The organism is Bacillus sp. RO2 (assembly GCF_012911845.1).
Taxonomy (GTDB): Bacteria; Bacillota; Bacilli; order Bacillales; family Bacillaceae_I; genus Sutcliffiella_A.
Window position 1 is genome coordinate 160,164 of sequence record NZ_JAAXCU010000048.1, and the last position, 23,076, is coordinate 183,239.

Genomic DNA, 23,076 nt, shown 5'->3' on the forward strand with positions numbered 1-23,076 from the left:
TTTCTATTATATGGTAACATATAAACTATTAATAAATTTTCAAAGGTGGTCTTTATTCATATGAAAACACTAGTCTGTTTTGGTGATAGTTTAACTGCAAGGCATGAAGGAAAGGATAACCCTCAACTTACTGAAAAACTTACTTTACAACTCCCTCAGTTCAGAGTTGTCAACGCAGGTGTATCTGCTAATACCACGAAGGACGCATTAAGAAGAATGGAAAAGGATGTATTAACTCATAGCCCCGATTTAGTAACTGTTTTATTCGGCTCGAATGATGCTGCTGTTCATAAAAAGGTGGCACTTAACACTTATGAAGAGAACTTGTTAGAGATCACCCGACAAATTGGATCAGATAAAACGATACTCATCACTCCGCCTCCAGTGGATGAAGCATTACAACCAAACAGGAAAAATAACGAACTGGCTAAATATGCAGATGCAGTTAAACGTGTTTCAAAGGAAACCGGTAGCTATTTGATTGACTTCTACACAGAATTGTACTCTAGACCGAATTATAATGAACTACTAGTTGGCATATTAAATGATGGTTTGCATTTTGGTGATGCTGGATATGAGATATTGGCAAATTTGATCACTGAAAAGATAGTTGAACTAGAATCAAGCGAAGAGCAAAAATTTGATTAGGGCAGTTATATTTGATCTTGATGGTACACTTTTGAATAGGGATGTTTCCTTAGAGAAGTTCGTTGATGATCAGTATGAAAGGTGTAAGGAAGCTTTTAGGCATATTCAAAAAAATGCCTATATTGATAGATTTATCGAGTTGGATGCTCGCGGGTATGTTTGGAAGGATAAAGTCTATCAGCAGCTTATTGCTGAATTTCTAATAGAGGGACTGACTTGGAAAGAACTTTTGGATGATTATATCCATTACTTTCCATTGCACTGTACCCCTTTTGATAATGTAGAAAACACACTTAAGCGACTTTCTGAAGACAACCTTTCATTAGGAATGATAACGAACGGTTTTGAAGTTTTCCAAATGAATAATTTAAAAGCACTGGGGATCGAACCATTTTTCCAATCCATTCTTGTCTCAGAGCGGGAAGGAATAAAGAAACCTAATCCGGAAATTTTCCGCAGATCAGCTGAATTTCTACAAGTATCAATAGACGAATGTCTTTTTGTTGGGGATCATCCCAAGAATGATGTGACTGCTGCTAAAGCTGTCGGTATGACCACAGTTTGGAAGAGAGACTTATATTGGAATGAAGTGGATGCAGACTTTATTATAGAGGATCTCGGTTGTTTGCCTGCTATTGTCAAATCTATTAATGAGAAGGAAGGAAGAGAGTATGGTTTTTAAAGAAGAAACCCTAAAGCATGAGCTTTTAACAATCGAAGAAAAAAAGATATTAGAAGACGAAACTTTTCGGGATACCCTGATAGATTCCATGATGAAGCATATCGGTTCAACAGACCCCATCCTTCGTGATAATCTGATTTACTCTAACTTTGCAAAATTTATTAACAGTGGATTCATCCCGCAAAGTAAGGTTCATAATATGTTAGAAATATGTTTGGATGAGAGGCACCTGTTCTATAAAATTGGAGAAGAAAGGACGGACTCTGTTTTCACTAGATCCTTCTCTTCTTTGGTTGTTGCATTAATTTTAGCGAACGACGATGGGAGATATATCGATTCTATTAGATTGCTAGAAATAAAGACAGTAATATTAGAATATCTAGATAAAGAGATGGATACCCGCGGATTCGTTAAGAATAAGGGGTGGGCGCACAGTATTGCTCATGGAGCTGATATGTTGTCAGCCCTGGTAAGTCACGCTCATTTTGAAATCAATCTACTTACTGATGTACTTAAAGCTATAAAAACTTGCCTTCTAAAAGAAGTAGTGTACCAAGATGAGGAAGATGAGAGGCTTATTTTTGCTATAGTAGCCCTGTTAGAACAAGGGATGGAGACACAGGTGCTTATAAGCTGGATAAAAGACCTCTCATATATTTTGAAAAAAGAATACATAAATCATGGTCAAACAAAGCCCTTTTACCAAAATAAAATGAATGTGACTATTTTTTTGAAATCCCTTTACTTTAGAATGAAGCTTTTGAATCCTGATTTGGAACTACTAGACTGTATAGAACATGAAATTTATTACTGGTTCAAAGAATCTTATAGTCAAGGGTAGATGCTGTTATGAACTTTCATAATGAAAAATTACTTATAAGGAAGCTACAACAAGGCAGGGACGAAGAATATTTACTTAAATGGTTGACCGATCCCAAAGTGTTGGAGTTCTATGAGGGGCGAGATGCTATATTCAACATGGAAGATATCCTAAGGAAATTCTTCAATAGAGATGATGAAGTATTTAGGTGTATGGTCGTCTATGATGGAAAAAACATTGGTTATATTCAATTTTACCCTATAAATAAGGCTACTAGCACCCTTGCAGAATACTTTGAGATGGAAAGGGTTTATGGCTTAGATCAGTTTATTGGGAATTCCGACTACTGGAACAAAGGGATAGGAACCCTGCTCATTACATCCACAGTAAATTTCCTATTAACTAAAATAAGGGGCAACCGGATAGTGATGGACCCAATGATATCCAATGGAAGAGCAATAAAATGTTATGAAAAATGTGGCTTTAAAAAGATAAGAGAATTACGTGAGCATATTTTACATGAAGGGGAATACAGAGATTGTTGGTTGATGGAACTTACTAATTAATTTTATTTCATATCTTTTGAAACCTTATCCTTATTTCAATCGTATTATCAATGTCTATTAAATTTTCATGATGAATGGAGGAGTATGGATGTCTTTTTTTAACAAAGCATTAGCTAGTGTGGGAATTGGAGCTGCAAAGGTAGATACAAAACTCGCTGAATCAAGTTTTGTATGTGGTGAGGAAATCAAAGGGATTGTTGAAATCACTGGTGGTTCTATAGAGCAGAAGATTGATGAAATCTACTTAACTTTATTAACAAATTATATAAAAGAATCGAATGATACGAAGGTTAATAAACAAGCGGTTTTAGAAAAAACGAAAATTGTGGATTCGTTTGTAATTGGTGTTAATGAAAAGAAAGAAATTCCGTTTACATTGACATTGCCATATGAAACACCTGTAAGTATGGGCAACACAAAAGTTTGGTTACAAACAGGATTGGATATAAAAAATGCAGTAGATCCTTCAGATAATGATGTGGTTCATGTTCAACCTTCTCCCCTTGTCTCAACAATCATGAGTGCCGCTGAGCAATTAGGTTTTCGTTTAAGAAAAGTAGAATGTGAAGCTGCTCCTTATAGATGGAAAACTCATTATCCGTTCATTCAAGAGTTTGAATTTGTTCCAACGTCCGGTCCGTTTAGAGGTAAACTGGATGAAATTGAAATGATCTTTTCAAATAATACTGGAAATTCAGTAGAATTGGTTCTGCAAGTAGATCGTAAAGTTAGAGGTCTTGGCAGTTTTCTATCGGAAGCACTGGAAATGGATGAGACGTTTGTAAAGCTGCGTGTAACAACCCAGGACCTTCCGCGCTTTAAAGAGCAATTAGAAAGTACCATTCGTCGTTATTGCTAAGAATATGTTTTAACGAGGACACCTGTTACGGTGTTCTTTTTTATGTAAAAGTTGTTATTTCAAATAATTTAAATTAAACTAAAAATTCATTCTATTAATTTTAGAGGAGTGCGTTGTCATGACAAAACTTGGACTCATCCGTCACGGAAGTACTGCTTGGAATAAAGAACGAAGAGCACAAGGAAGTGCTAATATTCCACTTGACCAAGATGGAATTAGAGATGCAGAAAGTTTAGCAGAAAGAATAAAAAATGAAGAGTGGGATGTAATTTACTCTAGTGATCTAGTAAGAGCCATGCAAACTGCTGAAATTGTGGCAAGGAACCTGAATGTTAATGAGGTGTTTTTAGACTCTAGACTTCAAGAAGTAAACGGAGGTCAAATTGAAGGTACAACAGAACCAGAACGAATAGAAAAATGGGGAGAAAATTGGCGAGAACTCGACTTGGGAATAGAACCTAGGGAAATGGTAATAAAACGCGCCCTTTCATTTATTGAAGAGGTAACAGAAAAATATAAAGGCCAGAATGTACTAGTGGTCAGTCACGGTTCCTATATTAGACATATTTTAAGAGAATTGGTGAAAGACCTTAAGATGGATGATCATCTTGAAAATACCTCTGTTTCCACTGTAAAAATTCGTGAGGGACTGTGGGAGTGCGAATTATATAATTGTACGAAGCATTTAGGAGGGAAGTAGAAGATGGGTTCTCGATTAATGCATACCATTATTGCTCATGAAATTGCTTCCCGTATTAAAGTAGTTGATATTTCTTCCTTTATATTAGGAGCCGTTGCACCAGACGCTGTTGCTCCTAAGGATCTGTCTCATTTCTACAAAGGAAATCCAAATGACCACAGTAGGTCCATTGATTATGAAGCTTTCCTACAAAAATACAGTAATTACAAGGATCATCCTTATATTCTAGGCTATTATACACATTTAATAGCAGATGATATTTGGCTTAAAGGATTCTTTTTACCATGGTTAAAAAACAGGTTGGAAAATGATTCTACTATATTAGAAAGATACCATCATGACTTTAAGCTCCTAAATTCTAAATTGATGTTTCATTATCAGATTGAACCTGATTTATTAAAGGGAATTCTAGGTGCAGCGGATCCAATGGAGTTAGAGGAAGTATCCCTTACTCAAGTATCATCTTTTATCCCTTATGTTGAACATGATATGATGCTCACACAAACTGAAGAGCCGTTACAAGTTTTCACGATGGAAATGATCATTGGCTATATCGAGACTTCCATTGACATGGGTGTACAGTTCATAAACAAAGTATCTGATTGGAAAGTCTTGCTAAAATAGTGCTTTCTTTTGTATAATGAGAATGTATGTTCGTATACCGTAAAAGGAGGCATTTTTTGTTATACAATGAAAAAGAAGTAATGAAATTGATTGAATCAGACGAATGGATGATGGATATTTTGAGAGCGGCAAAATCCCTTAACCTACCTGATTGGTGGGTATGTGCTGGATTTGTCAGAACAAAAGTTTGGGACGCATTACACGGATATAATAGTAGAACTTCTTTGCCTGATATCGATGTTATCTTTTTTGATAAAAATGATATAACAGAGGGAAAGGAAAAATTTCTTGAACAAAGATTGCTAGAACTCTACCCAGGTGCACCCTGGTCGGTGAAAAACCAAGCAAGAATGCATGTCATTAATAATTTACCTCCATATGCTAATTCAACGGAAGCAATGTCTAATTTTCCAGAAACGGCGACAGCAATAGGCATAAAATTAAACCAAGAGAATGAGCTGGAATTAGCTGCTCCTTGCGGTATTCAAGATCTGTTAAATTTAAAGGTTAAGCCCACTGCTCTCTTTAAAAAAACTGCAGAGCATGCCAGCATTTATGAAAACCGTATAAAACAGAAAAATTGGCAGGCATTATGGCCAAATATCACTATTTCACAAGTGGAAGGTGTTAGTTCATGACAGGAATGCTACATCATATAGAATTGTACGTGTCGGACTTGAAGAAAACTAAAGAATTCTGGGGGTGGCTTCTCGATGAATTGGGGTATAGGTCCTATCAAGAGTGGGAAAGTGGCCAGAGTTGGAAAATAGAAAATACCTATATAGTATTTGTACAAGCGGAAGAAAGATTTTTGGATGTTCCTTATCATCGTTGCAGAGTAGGCCTTAATCATCTTGCTTTTCATGCAGCATCACGAGATCAGGTTGACGACTTAACAAAAAAACTGAAGGCTCGTGGAGTAAATATGTTATATACTGACAAACATCCATATGCCGGCGGGGAAAACTACTATGCGGCATTTTTTGAAGATCCTGACCGGATTAAAGTAGAGCTTGTGGCTCCTTCTGAATAATGTCTTTCAAAGGATGAAAATAAAATGACTAAGATCAGCATGTACACGATGTGTCTAGTAGTGGACGGAGATAAAGTTCTATTAGTTAATCGACCATCCCATAAAGGGTTTCCAGGCTATATAGGACCAGGCGGGAAAGTAGAATTTCCCGAAAGTCTAACAGAAGGTGCAATAAGAGAAGTTCTTGAAGAAACTGGTTTGGAAGTTAGTAACTTAATTTATAAAGGTTTAGATGAATATGTAAATGAGTTGGAAAATGAGAGATATATGGTGTTTAACTATGTGACATATACGTTCCGTGGACAACTCTTACCTTTTCCACCTGAAGGGGAATTAAAATGGGTAGCAATATCGGAGGCCTTAGAGCTCCCTATGCAAGACTGGTTCAAGAAAAGGTTTCCGCTATTTTTTGAAGAGGGAACTTTTGAGAAGCATGTAGTATGGGATGATGGGGTCAAAAAAGCTGTAAAAGAAGTGGTAACAAAGCATTAATGACAAATAAAAAAACATCCGAGAAAACTCGAATGCTCTACGATACCCTCTTCTTTTTTAAACTTAACCAAGTGATCTTTGGCTCCGTTTTCTGGATGATTCGGCCGATATTTGCCCGATGTTTAAAAATCACAAATGCCGTAAGTAGTGACACCGCAATAATAAGCGGAAGATCTCCAAATGCAATGCTATAAATGGTGGTGACTACTCCAGTAAGCATAGATGATAGAGATACATACTTCGTCAAAAATAAGAAAAGAAAAAAGCAGAATAACATTAAGCCGAACAGAAGCGGACTGGCGAACAATAGTACTCCACCTGAAGTTGCTACTGCTTTACCGCCTTTGAATTTTGCAAAAATCGGATAAACATGTCCAACAACGGCACAAGCACCTGCAAGAAGCGGATGAATGTCAGCTCCAAGTAAGATAGGCAACGAGGCAGCGAGTGTCCCTTTTAAGATGTCGCATATAGTTACTATCATTCCTGCCTTTACACCTAATGTACGAAATGTGTTTGTACCGCCTAAGTTCCCGCTTCCGTGTTCTCGGATGTCGATTCCATAGCCTACTTTTCCCACAACAAGTGCGAAAGGTATGGAACCGATGAGGTATGCAAGTATAATAATTAGTAGTTCAGTCATTCATTAAACCCCTTTATGTAATAATCCCTATCTTTAATATATGTTAAATTTAACAGGATGCAAAGGGTTTATTACAATTATAGCGAATTTTTTATGAGTAAGTACTAATATCAGGTTATTATTAGTTGTTAAAACTATTCTAAACGGGTATAACAGTAAGAATTAATGTTATTTAACTTAAAAAATGGTAAAGGGGACAAAAAATATGAATATTCCTAGCAGAGAAGAAATTGGAAAGATATTAAAAAAGAGCAAGCGAATTGCTGTTGTTGGATTGTCTGATAATCCTGCGCGTACATCTTATATGGTTTCTAAAGCGATGCAAGATGCAGGATATGAGATTATTCCTGTTAATCCTACTGTAGACGAAGTCCTTGGGGTGAAGGCTGTTTCTACTTTAAAAGAAGTGGAAGGGCATATTGATATCGTTAATGTTTTCCGTCGTTCTGAGCATTTATATGGAGTTGCTGAGGAATTTTTACAAGTAGATGCAGACGTTTATTGGGCACAACTCGGGCTTGCTGATGAAAAAACCTATGAACTGTTGAAAGAAAAGGGCTATACTGTTATTATGGATCGTTGCATTAAAGTGGAACACGCTTTAACCAAATAGGTCAAATTCGTCCTTGTTTTTGTAGAAAAAACAAGGATTTTTATTCATTTTATGACAATTTACGCCAGATGATATTGGCTAAAGTCTAAGAACCCTATACAATAGAACATAGACAAGTTTCAAATGTATGATAATATATAAACGAATATTTGTTGTGAACAAACGACAAATCCGTATAGATAAAAGGAAATTCATACATAAAGAGATTTATTGGTAGTAGTGAAAGGGGTATGTTTTTGGTGGCAAAAAATACGATTGAATATAACGATGATGCGATACAGGTATTGGAAGGTCTTGAAGCTGTACGAAAACGTCCTGGTATGTACATTGGAAGCACGGACAGCAGAGGTCTTCATCACCTGGTATACGAAATCCTTGATAATTCCGTCGACGAAGCGTTGGGTGGATACGGGGATCATATCATTGTGACGATACATAAAGATAACAGCATAAGCGTGAAGGATAAGGGCCGTGGAATGCCTACCGGAATGCATAAAATGGGAAAACCTACCCCCGAAGTAATTTTAACGGTATTACATGCAGGTGGAAAGTTTGGTCAAGGCGGATACAAAACGAGTGGAGGACTACATGGTGTAGGTGCCTCAGTCGTCAATGCATTATCCGAATGGTTGACCGTAACGATCAAGCGAGACGGTATTGTATACGAGCAACGTTTTGAAAATGGAGGTAAGCCAGTTACAACACTCGAAAAGATTGGCACAACCAATCAAACAGGTACGACTATCCATTTCAAGCCGGATACAACCATCTTTAGCACCACAACATACAACTTTGAGACATTATGTGAACGTCTACGAGAATCTGCCTTTTTGTTAAAAGGATTAAAAATAGAGTTGAATGATGAAAGAAATTCTGTAAAAGAGGTATTTCATTATGAAAGCGGGATTGAGGCATTCGTTACTTACCTGAATGAGGAAAAGGATTCGCTTCACAATGTTGTTTCCTTCGAAGGAGCCCAAAACGGGATTGAAATAGATTTCGCTTTTCAATTCAATGATGGATATTCAGAAACCATCTTGTCTTTTGTTAATAACGTGAGAACGAAAGATGGCGGGACACATGAAGCTGGTGCTAAAACAGCAATGACCCGTATTTTTAACGAATACGCTAGAAAAGTGAATCTTCTAAAGGAAAAAGACAAAAATTTAGATGGATCAGATATAAGAGAAGGACTATCTGCCATTATTTCCGTTCGTATCCCAGAGGAACTCTTGCAGTTTGAAGGGCAAACGAAAGGGAAACTTGGCACAAGTGAGGCACGTTCTGCGGTAGACAGTGTGGTGTCAGAACATCTTGCCTACTTCCTGGAGGAAAATCCAGAAACAAGTTCGATGCTTGTTAAAAAATCCATTAAAGCTTTCCAAGCCAGAGAAGCGGCTCGAAAAGCAAGAGAGGATGCCCGGAGCGGGAAAAAGAGAAAACGATCTGATGCGATGCTTAGCGGTAAATTGACTCCAGCACAGTCACGCAATCCTCAGAAAAATGAAATTTACCTGGTCGAGGGGGACTCTGCAGGAGGTTCGGCTAAACAAGGTCGTGATCGCCGTTTCCAAGCAGTCTTGCCACTTAGAGGGAAAGTAATTAATACCGAAAAAGCCAAGCTTGCAGACATTTTTAAAAACGAAGAGATTAATACGATTATCCATGCAATAGGCGGTGGAGTCGGACCGGACTTTTCAGTAGAAGACATCAACTACGATAAAGTGGTAATCATGACCGATGCCGATACAGATGGTGCACACATTCAAGTATTGCTGTTGACCTTCTTTTATCGCTACATGAAGCCGCTTATTGAAGCTGGAAAAGTGTTTATCGCACTTCCACCTCTTTACAAAGTAAGCAAAGGGACCGGGAAGAAAGAAGTATTAGAATACGCTTGGTCTGATGAAGAGTTGCAAGGAGCTATCCAGAAGATTGGTCGCGGCTATACTATCCAACGTTATAAAGGTCTAGGGGAAATGAACGCAGATCAATTGTGGGAAACAACCATGAACCCGGATACTCGTACCTTAATACGTGTACGAATCGACGATGCAGCCCGTGCAGAACGACGTGTAACCACACTAATGGGTGACAAAGTGGAACCAAGACGTAAGTGGATTGAAAGCCATGTTGCCTTTGGACTGGAAGAGGATCCTAATATACTTGAAAATGATAACTTGTTGGTCGCAGCAGAGGAGGTATAACAGATGACACAGATAGAGAAATTTCACGACTTACCCCTAGAGGAAGTTTTAGGCGACCGATTTGGACGTTATAGTAAATACATTATCCAGGAGCGTGCATTACCAGATGCACGTGATGGACTTAAACCAGTACAACGACGAATTTTATATGCAATGTATGCAGAAGGAAATGTGCATGATAAAGCATTCCGTAAGTCTGCAAAAACAGTCGGTAACGTAATCGGTAATTATCATCCACATGGAGATTCCTCTGTGTACGATGCAATGGTTCGTATGAGTCAGGACTGGAAAGTACGCAATATGCTTATCGAGATGCATGGTAACAACGGTAGCATTGATGGTGACCCGCCAGCGGCAATGCGTTACACGGAAGCAAGATTATCACCAATCGCTTCCGAGCTTTTACGTGATCTTGATAAAAAAACCGTAGAATTCATTCCTAACTTTGATGATACATCCCAAGAGCCGGTTGTTCTTCCTGCCATGTATCCTAATCTTTTAGTAAATGGTTCTACAGGAATATCTGCCGGTTATGCAACGGACATTCCTCCACATCATCTTGGAGAAGTCATTGATGCAACCATCATGCGTATTGATAACCCTTATGTGACAGTGGATGAGCTTATGACTGTTGTCAAAGGACCGGATTTCCCTACCGGAGGGATCATTCAAGGAGTAGAAGGAATCAAGAAAGCCTACGAAACTGGAAAAGGCAAAATCATCGTTCGTGGATTGGCTGAAGTGGAAGATATCCGTGGCGGAAAGCAACAGATTGTTATCACAGAGGTTCCCTACGAAGTAAACAAAGCAAATCTAGTAAAGAAAATTGATGAACTTCGCTATGACAAAAAAGTAGACGGGATCTCAGAGGTGCGTGACGAAACCGACCGGACAGGCCTGCGTGTTGTCATTGAACTGAAAAAAGAAGCAGATGCAAACGGTATATTAAATTACCTTTATAAAAATACCGACCTGCAAATCACTTTCAACTTCAACATGGTTGCCATCTATAAAAAACGCCCAACATTAATGGGATTGCCACACTTTTTGGATGCATACATAGATCACCAGAAAGAAGTAATCTCAAACCGTTCACGTTTTGAGTTGAACAGAGCAAAAGAACGTCAACATGTAGTAGAAGGCTTAATGAAAGCACTCTCTATTTTAGACGAAGTAATTGCTACCATCCGTGCTTCCAAAGACAAACGCGATGCAAAAGATAATTTGATTGCCAAGTTCACTTTTACAGAGCCACAAGCGGAAGCCATTGTTTCCTTGCAGCTTTACCGTTTAACCAATACGGATATTACGGCTTTGCAGGCAGAAGCAGATGAACTAGCTAAAAAAGTTGCTGAGTTAGAAGCAATTCTAGCAAGCGAGAAAAAATTACTTTCTGTTATTAAGTCAGATTTAAAACGCGTGAAGAAACTCTATACAAATGAGCGTCGTTCAAAAATCCAAGATCAAATCGAAGAGATTAAGATCAACCTGGAAGTAATGATTCCTTCAGAAGACGTTATCGTTACCGTTACAAAAGACGGATATGTAAAGCGTACAAGTTTACGTTCTTTCTCTGCTTCCAATGGACAAGATTTCGGTATGAAAGAAACGGACAGAATTATTTCCAAGTTGGACATTAATACAACCCAAACGTTGCTATTGTTCACCAACAAGGGTAATTATTTGTTCCTGCCAGTCCATGAACTTCCTGACATCCGCTGGAAGGATATGGGCCAACATGTAGCAAACATTGTTCCAATAGACCGAGATGAGTCCATCATAAAAGCAATACCTGTCAGCAATTTCGAAGATCCTAAATTCTTGTTGTTCGTAACACATAACGGAATGGTCAAGAAAACAGAGTTGAGCGCCTATAAAGCACAACGTTACTCTAAGCCACTGATGGCCGTAAACCTTAAAGGGGATGACCAAGTAGTGGATGTTCACCTTACAGATGGCAATCAGGATATCTTTTTGGCGACAAGAAGCGGGTACGGACTATGGTTTACAGAAGAGGAAATCAACGTCGTAGGTGCCCGTGCAGCAGGTGTAAAAGGTATAAACTTGAAAGATAAAGATTTTGTTGTGAGCGGCTTAGTATTCGAAAAGGAATCAAAAGCCATGCTGTTTATCGCCACCCATCGCGGTGCCGTGAAGAAATTAAAAATTACCGAGTTTGATAAAGCCACACGTGCTAAGCGTGGGCTGGTTATGCTTCGTGAAGTGAAAAATAATCCACATCAGATAGCAGCAGTTGATCTGGTGGAGCCTTCCAGTTTCATTTATGTACAAACAGAAAAAGGCATGGTGGAGAAGCTTGCAGCTGCCTCTTACCGCAACAATGACCGCTATTCAAACGGATCCTTCGTCCTGGATCAACAGGAAGCAGGAGATGTAGTGGAGATGTGGGTAGAGACGGAAGAGGAAGTAGAAGGTAAGGAAAAATAGGATAAAGATAGTTGGGACCGCTTTTCTGCGTTGGGTTTTGGCGTGGAGGGGCGGTTTTTTTGTATATGTTTGGAGAAGAGTGTTACGTAGGAAGTAAAATTAGGTTTACAGGATTTATATTATGTAAACTATATAAGTGTTTTGAATGGCTAATTGTATAACATTAAAATTTAAAGGTAGAAGTAAGCTTGGGAAATGTAGAAGTAAATCCGGGAAATGTAGAAGGTGGTAGTTTTAAAGTAGAAGATCAGTATAAAAAGGTAGAACAGCTTAAAAATGACCGAACTCTCCAGTTAAAAATTGTTTCTGTAACAGAAGAGAATGCAATTCCTGATATAATATGGAATAATTAATGCACCAAGAAAAGTTAATCCAAGCCTTTATTCAAGCATATCTATAGTAAAGGTCTAATAATATAGTGGAGGAAAGAGAGGGGATGTATTATGAAGCCGGTATTACTAGTAGTAGATGTACAAAAAGGATTTGATGATCCAGCTTGGGGGCAACGCAATAACCTGGATGCAGAAGATAGAATGCTAGAACTGATGAAATCATGGAGACAAAATGAGTTTCCTATTATTCATGTTCAACACGTATCCCAAGACCCAAATTCTAAACTTCATCCCAGCAACCCTGGATTTGCTTTAAAACCGGGATTTGAGCCGATGGAAGATGAATATTTTATCCGTAAAAATGTGAACAGTTGTTTTATCGGAACAGAATTGGACAGTTACCTAAAGAAAAATGGCTATCAAACACTAATTGTTATTGGATTAACCTCCAATCATTGTATATCGACTACTGTAAGAATGGCTGGAAATCTCGGGTACAGAACGTATGTTTGCAGTGACGCAACAGCAGCATATGAGGCTGTTTCCTATGACGGTTTGAAGCTACCTGCAGAAGAAGTGCATCGCCACGCCTTATCCGCATTACACCAAGAATTTGCAGAGGTTATTACAACTCAAGAAGTAAAAAAATTGTTTCAACAAAAAACAATAAAGAATTAATAAAAACAACGCCATTGCAACGTGGCGTTGTTTTTCAATAATGAGTCCGATCAACTTTTTTACTCCAATTTATAAATGGCTGCAAGGAGTTTACTAGAGGTAAATGAATAAAAGGGAGGGTTCGATTTGCAGGATCAAGTTGAACTTCACGGTAGATAAATTCATCATCAAAATGAATGGCGGCAGCGTCTTTTCGATCTGCAGCAAAATATACGGTGGGAATTCGTGCCCAATATATAGCTCCTAGACACATCGGACAAGGCTCACAGCTGCTATAAAGTATACAATCTCTAAGCTCAAAGGTTTGTAAACTATAGCAAGCCTTCCGTATAGCCATAACTTCAGCATGAGCCGTTGGATCGAGGTTACTGGTCACTTTGTTGACACCTTCAGCAATAATTTGATTGTTTTTTGTAATAACTGCGCCAAATGGACCGCCATTTTCTTTAACATTTTGTACAGCCAAGTCAATGGCGCGGTGAAGAAAGAATGCATGCATATGCTTTTCCAAAGAAACACCTCCACAGAAAGGGATTTCTAACATCTTATTGCATTCCTTTAGAGTTAATACGCTTGAGCAATAAATACATGTAAATATTATTGGCAGCAATGGAGGGACAAAATTATAAAATGATTGCGGTAATACTATTATGTAAACCGTAATGAAAAGAGATGACTGTATATGAAGATTTATAATAAATGATATTAGGGATAATAGATCAAAAAATAACTAAATCTGATTAGCCAGAAATACTAGATTGGTTTAAGGTTTTAGGTTTGATAATAATGATTGTAGTTTATTGAACAAATCCAATTAAAATTAATAAATAATTAAACGATGCATTTTAATCATTTTTATTAATTTCGTCTCACTATCATAAGTTTACTTTGTTTTTGATACAAAATAGCTATTTTTTTATAACTTCCTATAATACATATTATGTAGACCCCGAAGAAAATACAAGATTAGAGGAGTATTAAGTTACTCCTCTGCTCTCGAGTATTTATATTTTTGTTATGAGTTGAATACTTGCAAATTGATCATCAGTTTTTATCCAATTCTCTAACTACTCAACAGAAATATTTGCATGTAAACGTGCTTTTTCTATGGAGTTGTGAAACTCGAACTCTTTAAGGAATACTCTTTGCTTAGTCGTTTTTTTTGCAGCTTTGTTTATTAACTTCTCAGCTGATAATTCTTCTTTATTGTAAATATCAAATTTTCTTTTCAGATATAATCTCTTATCATTGTATATCCGATCACCAAATTGTTTTATGGTCTTTCTGCCGGTAATGTAAATTCTGAAGTGATTATCTTTACTTGTAATTATTGGGTCGTATCCTTTGGAATCGAGTATATTTCTTAAATCTATAAAGAAATATGACCCTCCAACAAAGTTTATCATATTTCCTTTTTTATATACTTCCATCTCCATCAAAATAACCTCTTACAAAATGATGCATATATCCTTCTGGAACATAAGGAAATTCTACAGTTCTAGACTTGTTTGGTGTTAAACCATGGATATTTATTAGGTCATCTTTAATAATTTTGCTGTTTATATTAAGGAAATATACCCATTTTTATATTCCCCAATTGGATGATTAGATTTCATTTCATGTCTTATTTCATCAAGAATTTCAATTTCTTTTTGTGCAAAACTTACTGTTTGTCCTTCTCCACTTACTACTCCATCCGCTAAGAAAAAGCCTAATATATATGCCATGTTCGGTGACCAGTGCTTAAAATAATCCTCATTTATATGATACTTCCTTTTCCAATGTCCCCTAGGACGCAATTCCACATTATTTTTCTTTAGAATTTGTGGTACTCATACCATCATTATACATTTTAATAATTTCTGGGAGGTCAAAGGTGATTTTTCTATTTCGTATCTGCTTCATATTTTCGATTACCTACATTTTTATTATACGAACATTTGTTCTTATGTGCAAAAAATAGCACTTCCCTCCCTTAAAAAAAGAAAAAACCGCCCATTACTGAGCAGTTTTCCCTTCCATTTTCATTAATTTAAACGTCAACCCAACTGCCCCCATCACCATGACTCCCCCAATCCATGGAGTATGGATCAGACCTATAGAATCCACAATAATACCACCTAACAACGATCCAATCGCTATCCCTACGTTAAATGCTGCAATATTGAGCGCAGAAGCCACGTTTACTGCAGAAGGTACATATTTTTCCGCAAGATTCACGACCAACACCTGAAGTCCAGGTACATTCATAAATGCAAACATCCCCATTAAGAAGATCACGATCAGCCCTACAACTTTAAATGGTGCTGCAAATGTCAACACAACCAAAATGACAGCTTGCATTATAAACATCCACATTAGTGCCTTCAAAGGGTTCTTATCTGATGCTTTACCACCAATTACATTCCCTACTGCAACAGCGATTCCATAAACAAGTAAGATACCACTTACCCACTTTGCACTAAATCCTGTAACGGTTTCTAAAAGTGGTGTCAAGTAAGTGAATGCCACGAAAGTCCCACCATATCCTAAAGCGGTTATCGCAAAAGCCATCAAAAGTTTACTGTTTTTCAACACATCAAGTTGCTCGCGTAACGTTGATGGTGGTGCCTCTTTCAAATTGCTGGGAATTAGAATTGCACTTGCTGCTGCTCCAATCACTCCCAAGAGAGCAACACCCCAAAACGTTGCTCTCCAGCCAAACATTTGTCCAATAAAGGTTCCTAGTGGTACACCTGTTACTGTCGCCACAGTCAATCCTGTAAACATCAATGCAATGGCGCTTGCTCTTTTGTCAGCAGGAACAAGATCTGCAGCGATTGTTGCCCCTATTGAAAAGAAGATTCCGTGTGAAAAAGCGGTGATAAACCTTGCTGCCAATAGTAATTCATAATTGCTGGATAAAGCTGCTACCGTATTACCAATAATAAATACAATCATTAGGGAGATAAGTAACGTCTTTCGATTCATCTTATTTGTAAGTGCGGTTAAAACTGGTGCACCAATGGCAACACCCATCGCATAACCCGAGATTAACAATCCCGCCATTGTGATGGAGATGTTTAAATCATTTGATATGGTTGACAATAAGCCAACTGGAACGAATTCTGTTGTCCCAATTCCAAAAGCACTAATTGCTAGTGCTAACAATGCTAACGTACTATTTCGTCTGTTTGCTTTAGTTTGATCTATAGAAATTGCTTGTGAACTCATCATAAATGCCTCCTTCATAATATGGAGATTACCTTTGGCGCCATTTGGTAACCTTTCGAGTTCTTATTATGAAGGCATTAGTTATTAAATGTAAGTACGCACTTTAAAGTGAGGTAGGCACCTGGAAGTACCCTATTTACCTTTAAGAACATGGTGGTATAATGAGTGAAATAAATACCTTACAAAGAAGGGATACTTTATGAAGAAATACAATATTCCAGTGGAAGCTGCATTGGAAGTTATCGGTGGAAAGTGGAAAGTAGTGATTTTATGTCACCTAATTAAAAGTAAAAGGCGCACTAGCGAACTTAAAAGACTCATGCCTACTATTACGCAAAAAATGCTCACTCAGCAACTTAGAGAGCTTGAGGCTGATGGTGTTGTCAATCGCATTATTTATAATCAGGTACCTCCTAAAGTAGAGTATGAATTAACTAATTACGGCTGGTCCCTAAAGCCTGCATTGGACATGCTTTGTTCATGGGGTGAGCATCATATAGAGAAAACTTACCCAGATAAAGAGTTAGTTTTAATGGATACAAATGAAAACTAAGTAAACCCCCTTTCCACTACTTTGAAAGGGGGTTACTTCAAATCGGCAACACTTCATAAGCCATCTTCCGAATAATTTCCTCGTGTTCGGGATACTTTGCCATTAAATCCGTTTGTGTGAACATTTCAAAATCCTTGAATTCAAACCCAGGTGACACCATGCAACCAACCAGAGCATAACTATCTAAAGTATCGACACTTGAACCAAAAATAGAGTTTTTCGAAACTAATACTTGTGGTCTTTCCCCTTCACGTAAATTTAAACCTAACTTGTGTTGTTCATACTTCCCTGCTTCTGTAATGACGTGGACGGTTAATGAACTGCCCCCATGAAAATACCATAATTCATCTGATTTTAACCGATGAAAGTGTGAAATGTTTTTATCTGTAAGTAAAAAATAGATGCTTGAATATAGCTTTCGCTTACCATCGAAAGAAACAGATAGTTCATTATCAGTGATGTTTTCCCCTGATATATATGTTTGTTTGTAAAAGCCACCTTCTGGATGTGCTTCAAGCCCTAATGCCTCTACCCAATCTTTCACTTTATCAAGACTCATAATTGCTCATAGACTCCTTCCCCAATTAAATCCGAATATATAAAAGTATAGCAAACAAAAACAAAAACCCAACAGAAATATTGGGTTTAGTCTTCTCTCTTCTTCTTTTCATGAACACTTAACTCTTCTGAGAACTCTGTTTGGAGTTCCATCGGTCGAGCTTCCCTCTTCGCTTTCTTTCTTGGGTGATCCGGGAAAACACTTTTGACAAGATATAGATGAAAGAACACTTCAAATACAATAATAGTTAATGCTGCAATAGCTGATGGTATCAGGAATCCGCCACTTAAATTGGTCAGAATATATGCCATAAAAGCAATAACCGCAAAATTAAATACAAAGTCAAAAACAGCAGCGAATGTGTAATTTGTTCGTGGCAAGACCATATCATCCACTACAAAGTACGAAAAAGTAACGAGAAGAACAGTTGTCAAAAGAATATCGAGGAAAGATATTTCAGCAAACTGATTCAAGAAAAAGGATAGGATTAAAAAGCTGGCGATGAATTTAATTAATATCGGCATAACATGCTTCATGTTTTTCACTCCTTTTCCCTTGTAGATTGCTCGATGAAAAGGTGTTTTATTCAGGTAAACCCCCTCGTTAATAAATGAGGCCACTGAAATCAACAGCTTGGAATCATTAACAACTTTACTTTTTCAGTTTTTCAGTAGCCTCTTATTATAACGAGGGGGCAACATTATCCTGTGATATCACGATTACGAAATCCGAAAAAACCTACAATCATAAGAATGATTGCAATAAGTGAAAGGGTCGCTAGCGTTAAATAATTGATTTCTTCCACCGGAATCTGTGGTATGTGTCCGTATGGCGATAAATTTGCCATCCAGTCAGGAAGCTTTAGCATCCCCCCAAGATATACAACAAAAAACGAATAGCCTAGTACAAGCCAAGTGAGACCTGTCAGTTTAGGTTTTAATCCAATGATAGCAACTCCAATTCCGGTCATGATCCACAAAGCGGGCAAATAGACTAAGCCTGCTTTTAAAAACGACTGTAAAGAGATAGGATCATCCATGACGGAATCTGCTGCCACCCATAAGCCTAAAATGGCCAAAGTTAGCATAATAAAGCCGAAGATGAGAGACAACAACATATAACTACCCAGTAACTTTGATCGTGACACGCTTCTCGCAAGTATTGGCTCCAGGTGCCCCCTCTTCTCCTCCCCTTTTAACTTCAACAAAAACATGATGGGGGGAATCGTACAAAGCATCGAAATAATAGCCATAAGCATGGTCATAAATTGTTCCGTTAACGTGTATCCTTCCACAGGTGGTAACATTTGAGTTAACATATCATTGCTAGAAAAGAACGTTTCTAGGTCCCCAAGCACGGATCCATACGACGCTCCTAAGATAAACATTCCGATCGCCCAAGCGATAATCCCTGTACGTTGGAGCCTGAAGGCCAATCCGAAAGGACTTTTTAAGAAACGAGACGCAAATCTTTTACCTGGCTTTGTCGGGATGAAACCAGACCCAAGATCACGCAATGCATGTAAATAAAGCGCAGTCACGGCAATAATTATAGAGCTGCTTATTGTAAGAAAAACTGGCCACCAATAATTGTTCACATAAACCTCTGTTCTCAATATCCATCCGAGCGGTGATACCCAAGACAAGCCTTCATTACTTACATCACCTATCGCACGAATGATATAAGAGACTGCAAGCACAGTAAATGACAACCCAATGGTACTACGAGAGTTTGAAGAAAGTTGTGCAAAAAGTAGCGTAATGCTTGTGAAAAATACCCCCGTAACACCTAATGCTGCACCGTATAAAAGGGAACCGTTCAGATCAATGCTTTCAATTCCTAGTGAAAATAAGCTAAAAGCTACGAAGAGACTTAAACATACATTGGTAGCTATCACAACGACCAGTGTAGAAGTAACAGTAGCTAAACGACCTACAGGCAAGGAGCGGATTAACTCGACGCGTCCCTCCTCTTCATCATTTCTTGTATGACGCGTAACTAACATAATACTCATGATTGCCACCACTATCGCTGTAAACAGAAGCATTTGATGTGCCATCATGGGCCCTTCTGTATAGTTTTCCAACCCATATCCCTTACCGACCATTGCCGTCATGGCAGGGTTCTTCATTGTTTCAGCGATTGCTTGTCTTTCCTGGTCATTCGCATACAGACCAGAAAAAGACGTAGCAGTTAATATTGTCATCATAGTAATGGACAGCAACCAAATTGGGATACGAATCTTATCCCGTTTCAAAGTGAAAAGTATGAGGCTACCCGTATTAGTAAAACGTTGCTTCCACATTAGGCTTCCCCTCCCGCTCCTGCATTGGAAGTATTGCCACTATCATAATGTCGCATAAACAAATCCTCTAAGGTAGGAGGAGAACTTTCTAATTTAATTAGACCGTACCCGCTCACATGCTTCATGACATTAGCCAGTTCCTCAGCGTCAACTTGAAAAGAAACCGCAGCATCTTTTTGTTCTACTTCATGTACACCTTTCAATGAACTGATATCCACTAAAGGCTGTTTTGTTTCAACCAGCAGATGTGTTCTTGTGAGATGTCTCAGTTCTTGTAATGTTCCTGTTTCTATAATCATCCCTTGTCGAATGATTCCAACACGGTCACATAGCTTTTCAACCTCAGAAAGTATATGACTTGAGAGAAGCACACTCTTTCCTGCAAGTTTAGCCTCCATTACGCATTCCTGGAAAATCATCTCCATTAATGGATCAAGTCCTGAAGTAGGTTCATCTAATATATATAAATCTGCATTTGAAGCAAATGCCGCAACTAACGCTACTTTTTGCCGATTTCCTTTAGAATAAGTTCTGCATTTTTTTGAAGGATCTAGTTTAAATCTTTCAATCAGATCTTCTCTCTTTCCAGTGTTGCTCCCTCCACGAAGTTTCATGAATAGATCAATGACCTCTCCTCCTGTTAGGTTTGGCCATAATGTCACATCACCTGGTACATAGGCAATGCGCTTATGAATTTCTACAGCATCCTTCCAAGCATCTAGACCAAATATCTTTGCCTCGCCTTTTGAAGCTTTTAGAATGCCTAATAATATACGTATGGTGGTGGATTTCCCCGCTCCATTCGGTCCAATGAATCCGTAGACCTCTCCACTGTTAACATTTAGATTTACTCCGTCCAACGCAGAGAATTTACCGAATGTTTTAGATAAATTTTTTGTCTCTAATATGGTCATGAAAGACCCTCCCTCCATCTACATGATAAATCATACAGAAAAGCAAAATATGAAATATTTTAACTTACATAGTTCATAATATATATAAAATAATCCTTTGACAAGAGTTTATGAACTATTTCATTTGTTTTATTACATAATTTTGATTAAAATATAAGCGAGGTGAAAAATGATGGACGGTTTTCAACGACGGAGAGAACAAAAGAAACAAGATATCCTAGAAGCTGCCTTGACTCTTTTTATGGAATATGGAGTCCAGAAAGTTTCCATTTCTGAAATAGCGCAAAAGGCCAATGTTTCCCAAGTAACAATCTATAATTACTTTGAGAGCAAACATAAATTAACAAGCGATGTCTTTGGTTATTACATAAATAAAACTTCAGACGATTTTGAAAGGCTCATTCATAGCGATATCCCATTCCCAGAGAAAATCAAACAAATAATTTTCAATAAAAAAGAGATTTCTAAACAGATTCATGAAGAATTTTATCACTTCATGATGAAAGAATATACAACAGAAGGTAATATCATTGAGAAAATCTATGTGGAAAAAGCACTTCCTTATTTTGCGAAATTGTTTGAGGAAGGAAAGGAACAAGGCTATGTCGATCCAAATCTTTCGCAAGAAGCCATTCTTTTCTATGTACAGATGCTGAAAGATTATATGCAAAGAGAAGAAGTTTATCAAAAAGTGCTTCCGTTGACGGAAGACATTACGAATATCTTTTTTTACGGGATTATTGGTAAAAAAGAATAAAAACAGGCTTCCTCTAGTGAGGTGCCTGTTATTTATTAGCCTTTTTTAATTACTTCATCGATAATTCCGTATTCCTTTGCTTCACTTGCCGTCATAAAATTATCTCTGTCAGTATCACGCGCAATCTTTTCAATTGGCTGTCCAGTATAGTCAGCAATCATTTTATGAAGGTCATCTTTTAACTTCAGGATTCTACGAGCTGATATTTCGATTTCCGTCGCCTGACCTCTAGCACCACCTAGTGGCTGATGAATCATAATTTCGCTGTTTGGCAATGCAAGCCTCTTCCCCTTCGTTCCGGCCATTAACAGCATTGCCCCAAAAGATGCGGCCATCCCAATACAGATTGTTCGAACGTCTGGTTTGATATAGTGCATCGTATCAAGAATGGCAAACCCAGCAGTAGTAGAGCCGCCTGGGCTGTTTATATAGATGGAAATGTCTTTATTTGGGTCATCAGCAGCTAGAAAAAGCAATTGAGCAACGACACTACTTGCAATCTGATCATTGATTTCATCACCGATCATAATAATACGGTCCTTCAGCAAGCGAGAATAAATATCGTATGAACGTTCTCCTCTAGTTGATTGTTCAATGACATATGGTATTGTATTCATGTCCTTTTCCTCCTTCGTTATGCAACGGATGTAAATGCATTGGTCGGAGTGTGAGTAGAAGGTGTGTACATCATGACGTTATGACGGAAGATTGTCGGCAGTGCATCAATGAGAACTCTTGGATCTTCTTCCTGAAGACTTTGCTGGAATAATGGTGGCAATAGATGCTTTTCCTCCTCGCTCCAAAAACTGTCTATGAGTTCCAAGTTAGGTGGCTCTTTTTTGTTTAGTCTTTTTCTAGAGCGATGTAAAGCTGCTTTTACCGCTCCTTCTGTTGTTCCAAGCATGTCGGCAATTTCAGCAGATTGATAATCAAATGCCTCTGTAAGAAAGAAAATCACTGCTTGTTTTGGTGTAGTATGTGTAAGTAATGTATCTGTAATAACGAGGGCTTTCTCCAAATGATGATGATGCGCCTCTTCCTTAAAAACATCCTGCAATATTTCTTTTTGTCTTCTCCGTACAACATCAATCCACTTGTTGTAAGCAACTTTCTTAAGAAGAGCTTGACTAATAACAGAAGCATGAGAGTAATGCTTAATGGTCTTTGCCATGGTTTCTTGTGCAAGGTCACAACCATCCCATTCGTTTTTCGTAAGAAACAGGCAATATCGGAGTAATTGATGATAATGGTCCTGTATGCGCTCTTCCTGGGACAAGGCGTTTTCACTTGCCAATTTTTTATCTGCTTTTTTCAATGAGCAACACTCCTTTACTCCACTCTATTATCTAAACGAATTATTAGCCCCTGAAGATACGGGTTACTTTATATTTTTTTTAAGTATGTAATATGTAAACAGACTGTAAAGAAAA

The 23,076-nt window shown here is 37.9% G+C and carries 28 protein-coding genes; 17 read left to right on the plus strand and 11 right to left on the minus strand.

Annotated features, from left to right (window positions below):
- Nucleotides 1–60 precede the first annotated feature (60 nt).
- The 10 genes from HF078_RS16400 to HF078_RS16445 all read left to right on the plus strand — a co-directional run bounded on the left by HF078_RS16400 (nucleotide 61) and on the right by HF078_RS16445 (nucleotide 6,424).
- Nucleotides 61–648, plus strand: a complete 588-nt coding sequence (locus HF078_RS16400) for an SGNH/GDSL hydrolase family protein (protein ID WP_169292116.1) — start codon at nucleotides 61–63, stop codon at nucleotides 646–648.
- A complete protein-coding gene (locus HF078_RS16405) occupies nucleotides 641–1,330 on the plus strand; it encodes an HAD family hydrolase (RefSeq protein WP_169292117.1) in 690 nt (229 codons plus the stop codon). Before HF078_RS16400 ends, HF078_RS16405 begins: the two co-directional genes overlap by 8 nt.
- On the plus strand, nucleotides 1,320–2,171 hold the full coding sequence (locus tag HF078_RS16410) for a DUF2785 domain-containing protein (protein ID WP_169292118.1): 852 nt from the start codon (nucleotides 1,320–1,322) through the stop codon (nucleotides 2,169–2,171). Before HF078_RS16405 ends, HF078_RS16410 begins: the two co-directional genes overlap by 11 nt.
- An 8-nt stretch (nucleotides 2,172–2,179) precedes the next feature.
- Nucleotides 2,180–2,716, plus strand: coding sequence for a GNAT family N-acetyltransferase (locus HF078_RS16415; protein WP_169292119.1), 537 nt, complete (start codon nucleotides 2,180–2,182; stop codon nucleotides 2,714–2,716).
- A gap of 88 nt (nucleotides 2,717–2,804) precedes the next feature.
- Entirely contained in the window at nucleotides 2,805–3,575 is a 771-nt protein-coding gene (locus HF078_RS16420) for a sporulation protein (RefSeq protein ID WP_169292120.1), read from the plus strand.
- 118 nt (nucleotides 3,576–3,693) lie between these two features.
- Nucleotides 3,694–4,275 carry a histidine phosphatase family protein gene (locus HF078_RS16425; RefSeq protein WP_169292121.1) on the plus strand — a complete coding sequence of 194 codons (582 nt, stop codon included), beginning with the start codon at nucleotides 3,694–3,696 and terminating at the stop codon, nucleotides 4,273–4,275.
- 3 nt (nucleotides 4,276–4,278) lie between these two features.
- A complete protein-coding gene (locus HF078_RS16430) occupies nucleotides 4,279–4,899 on the plus strand; it encodes a zinc dependent phospholipase C family protein (RefSeq protein WP_169292122.1) in 621 nt (206 codons plus the stop codon).
- A 26-nt stretch (nucleotides 4,900–4,925) separates the two neighbouring features.
- Entirely contained in the window at nucleotides 4,926–5,537 is a 612-nt protein-coding gene (locus HF078_RS16435; protein ID WP_169292123.1) for a nucleotidyltransferase family protein, read from the plus strand.
- On the plus strand, nucleotides 5,534–5,932 hold the full coding sequence (locus HF078_RS16440) for a VOC family protein (RefSeq protein WP_169292124.1): 399 nt from the start codon (nucleotides 5,534–5,536) through the stop codon (nucleotides 5,930–5,932). The genes HF078_RS16435 and HF078_RS16440 overlap by 4 nt, the downstream gene beginning before the upstream one ends.
- Before the next feature lie 24 nt (nucleotides 5,933–5,956).
- Nucleotides 5,957–6,424 carry an 8-oxo-dGTP diphosphatase gene (locus HF078_RS16445; protein ID WP_169292125.1) on the plus strand — a complete coding sequence of 156 codons (468 nt, stop codon included), beginning with the start codon at nucleotides 5,957–5,959 and terminating at the stop codon, nucleotides 6,422–6,424.
- Nucleotides 6,425–6,461: 37 nt separating this feature from the next.
- On the opposite strand, the gene plsY is transcribed toward HF078_RS16445, so the two are convergent.
- Nucleotides 6,462–7,067, minus strand: a complete 606-nt coding sequence (gene plsY / locus HF078_RS16450; RefSeq protein WP_169292126.1) for a glycerol-3-phosphate 1-O-acyltransferase PlsY — start codon at nucleotides 7,065–7,067, stop codon at nucleotides 6,462–6,464.
- A gap of 205 nt (nucleotides 7,068–7,272) precedes the next feature.
- Between plsY and HF078_RS16455 the strand changes: the two genes are divergently transcribed.
- From HF078_RS16455 to HF078_RS16475, 5 genes are all read left to right on the plus strand, one after another.
- Nucleotides 7,273–7,680 carry a CoA-binding protein gene (locus HF078_RS16455; protein ID WP_168865806.1) on the plus strand — a complete coding sequence of 136 codons (408 nt, stop codon included), beginning with the start codon at nucleotides 7,273–7,275 and terminating at the stop codon, nucleotides 7,678–7,680.
- A 230-nt stretch (nucleotides 7,681–7,910) separates the two neighbouring features.
- Nucleotides 7,911–9,887: a DNA topoisomerase IV subunit B gene (gene parE / locus HF078_RS16460; RefSeq protein WP_169292127.1), complete on the plus strand. Its 1,977-nt coding sequence runs from the start codon at nucleotides 7,911–7,913 to the stop codon at nucleotides 9,885–9,887.
- Between the two features lie 3 nt (nucleotides 9,888–9,890).
- A complete protein-coding gene (gene parC / locus HF078_RS16465; protein ID WP_169292128.1) occupies nucleotides 9,891–12,335 on the plus strand; it encodes a DNA topoisomerase IV subunit A in 2,445 nt (814 codons plus the stop codon).
- 188 nt (nucleotides 12,336–12,523) lie between these two features.
- A complete protein-coding gene (locus HF078_RS16470) occupies nucleotides 12,524–12,688 on the plus strand; it encodes a hypothetical protein (RefSeq protein WP_169292129.1) in 165 nt (54 codons plus the stop codon).
- A 90-nt stretch (nucleotides 12,689–12,778) separates the two neighbouring features.
- Nucleotides 12,779–13,345, plus strand: coding sequence for a cysteine hydrolase family protein (locus HF078_RS16475; protein WP_169292130.1), 567 nt, complete (start codon nucleotides 12,779–12,781; stop codon nucleotides 13,343–13,345).
- A gap of 34 nt (nucleotides 13,346–13,379) precedes the next feature.
- Here the strand turns inward: HF078_RS16475 and HF078_RS16480 are convergent, their stop codons facing one another.
- The 4 genes from HF078_RS16480 to HF078_RS16495 all read right to left on the minus strand — a co-directional run bounded on the left by HF078_RS16480 (nucleotide 13,380) and on the right by HF078_RS16495 (nucleotide 16,558).
- On the minus strand, nucleotides 13,380–13,844 hold the full coding sequence (locus HF078_RS16480) for a nucleoside deaminase (protein ID WP_169292198.1): 465 nt from the start codon (nucleotides 13,842–13,844) through the stop codon (nucleotides 13,380–13,382).
- 568 nt (nucleotides 13,845–14,412) lie between these two features.
- Nucleotides 14,413–14,781 (minus strand): hypothetical protein, encoded by a 369-nt coding sequence (locus HF078_RS16485; RefSeq protein WP_169292131.1) that lies wholly within the window; start codon nucleotides 14,779–14,781, stop codon nucleotides 14,413–14,415.
- A 123-nt stretch (nucleotides 14,782–14,904) separates the two neighbouring features.
- Nucleotides 14,905–15,072 (minus strand): LAGLIDADG family homing endonuclease, encoded by a 168-nt coding sequence (locus tag HF078_RS20945; protein WP_240951780.1) that lies wholly within the window; start codon nucleotides 15,070–15,072, stop codon nucleotides 14,905–14,907.
- A gap of 271 nt (nucleotides 15,073–15,343) precedes the next feature.
- Complete coding sequence (locus HF078_RS16495; protein ID WP_169292199.1) at nucleotides 15,344–16,558, minus strand: MFS transporter; 1,215 nt, start codon at nucleotides 16,556–16,558, stop codon at nucleotides 15,344–15,346.
- Between the two features lie 199 nt (nucleotides 16,559–16,757).
- Here HF078_RS16495 and HF078_RS16500 point away from each other — a divergent pair, with 199 nt between their 5' ends.
- On the plus strand, nucleotides 16,758–17,111 hold the full coding sequence (locus HF078_RS16500; RefSeq protein WP_169292132.1) for a winged helix-turn-helix transcriptional regulator: 354 nt from the start codon (nucleotides 16,758–16,760) through the stop codon (nucleotides 17,109–17,111).
- 37 nt (nucleotides 17,112–17,148) lie between these two features.
- On the opposite strand, the gene HF078_RS16505 is transcribed toward HF078_RS16500, so the two are convergent.
- The 4 genes from HF078_RS16505 to HF078_RS16520 form a co-directional block, all read right to left on the minus strand.
- Nucleotides 17,149–17,670: a cupin domain-containing protein gene (locus HF078_RS16505; protein ID WP_169292133.1), complete on the minus strand. Its 522-nt coding sequence runs from the start codon at nucleotides 17,668–17,670 to the stop codon at nucleotides 17,149–17,151.
- Between the two features lie 86 nt (nucleotides 17,671–17,756).
- Entirely contained in the window at nucleotides 17,757–18,206 is a 450-nt protein-coding gene (locus HF078_RS16510; protein WP_169292134.1) for a DUF2512 family protein, read from the minus strand.
- A 164-nt stretch (nucleotides 18,207–18,370) separates the two neighbouring features.
- Nucleotides 18,371–19,975: an ABC transporter permease gene (locus tag HF078_RS16515; RefSeq protein WP_169292135.1), complete on the minus strand. Its 1,605-nt coding sequence runs from the start codon at nucleotides 19,973–19,975 to the stop codon at nucleotides 18,371–18,373.
- Nucleotides 19,975–20,889 (minus strand): ABC transporter ATP-binding protein, encoded by a 915-nt coding sequence (locus HF078_RS16520; protein ID WP_169292136.1) that lies wholly within the window; start codon nucleotides 20,887–20,889, stop codon nucleotides 19,975–19,977. The genes HF078_RS16515 and HF078_RS16520 overlap by 1 nt, the downstream gene beginning before the upstream one ends.
- A gap of 172 nt (nucleotides 20,890–21,061) precedes the next feature.
- Between HF078_RS16520 and HF078_RS16525 the strand changes: the two genes are divergently transcribed.
- On the plus strand, nucleotides 21,062–21,646 hold the full coding sequence (locus tag HF078_RS16525) for a TetR/AcrR family transcriptional regulator (RefSeq protein ID WP_169292200.1): 585 nt from the start codon (nucleotides 21,062–21,064) through the stop codon (nucleotides 21,644–21,646).
- Nucleotides 21,647–21,681: 35 nt separating this feature from the next.
- On the opposite strand, the gene clpP is transcribed toward HF078_RS16525, so the two are convergent.
- A complete protein-coding gene (gene clpP, locus HF078_RS16530; protein ID WP_346775367.1) occupies nucleotides 21,682–22,284 on the minus strand; it encodes an ATP-dependent Clp endopeptidase proteolytic subunit ClpP in 603 nt (200 codons plus the stop codon).
- Nucleotides 22,281–22,961 (minus strand): sigma factor-like helix-turn-helix DNA-binding protein, encoded by a 681-nt coding sequence (locus HF078_RS16535; RefSeq protein ID WP_169292138.1) that lies wholly within the window; start codon nucleotides 22,959–22,961, stop codon nucleotides 22,281–22,283. Before HF078_RS16535 ends, clpP begins: the two co-directional genes overlap by 4 nt.
- Between the last annotated feature and the right edge of the window lie 115 nt (nucleotides 22,962–23,076).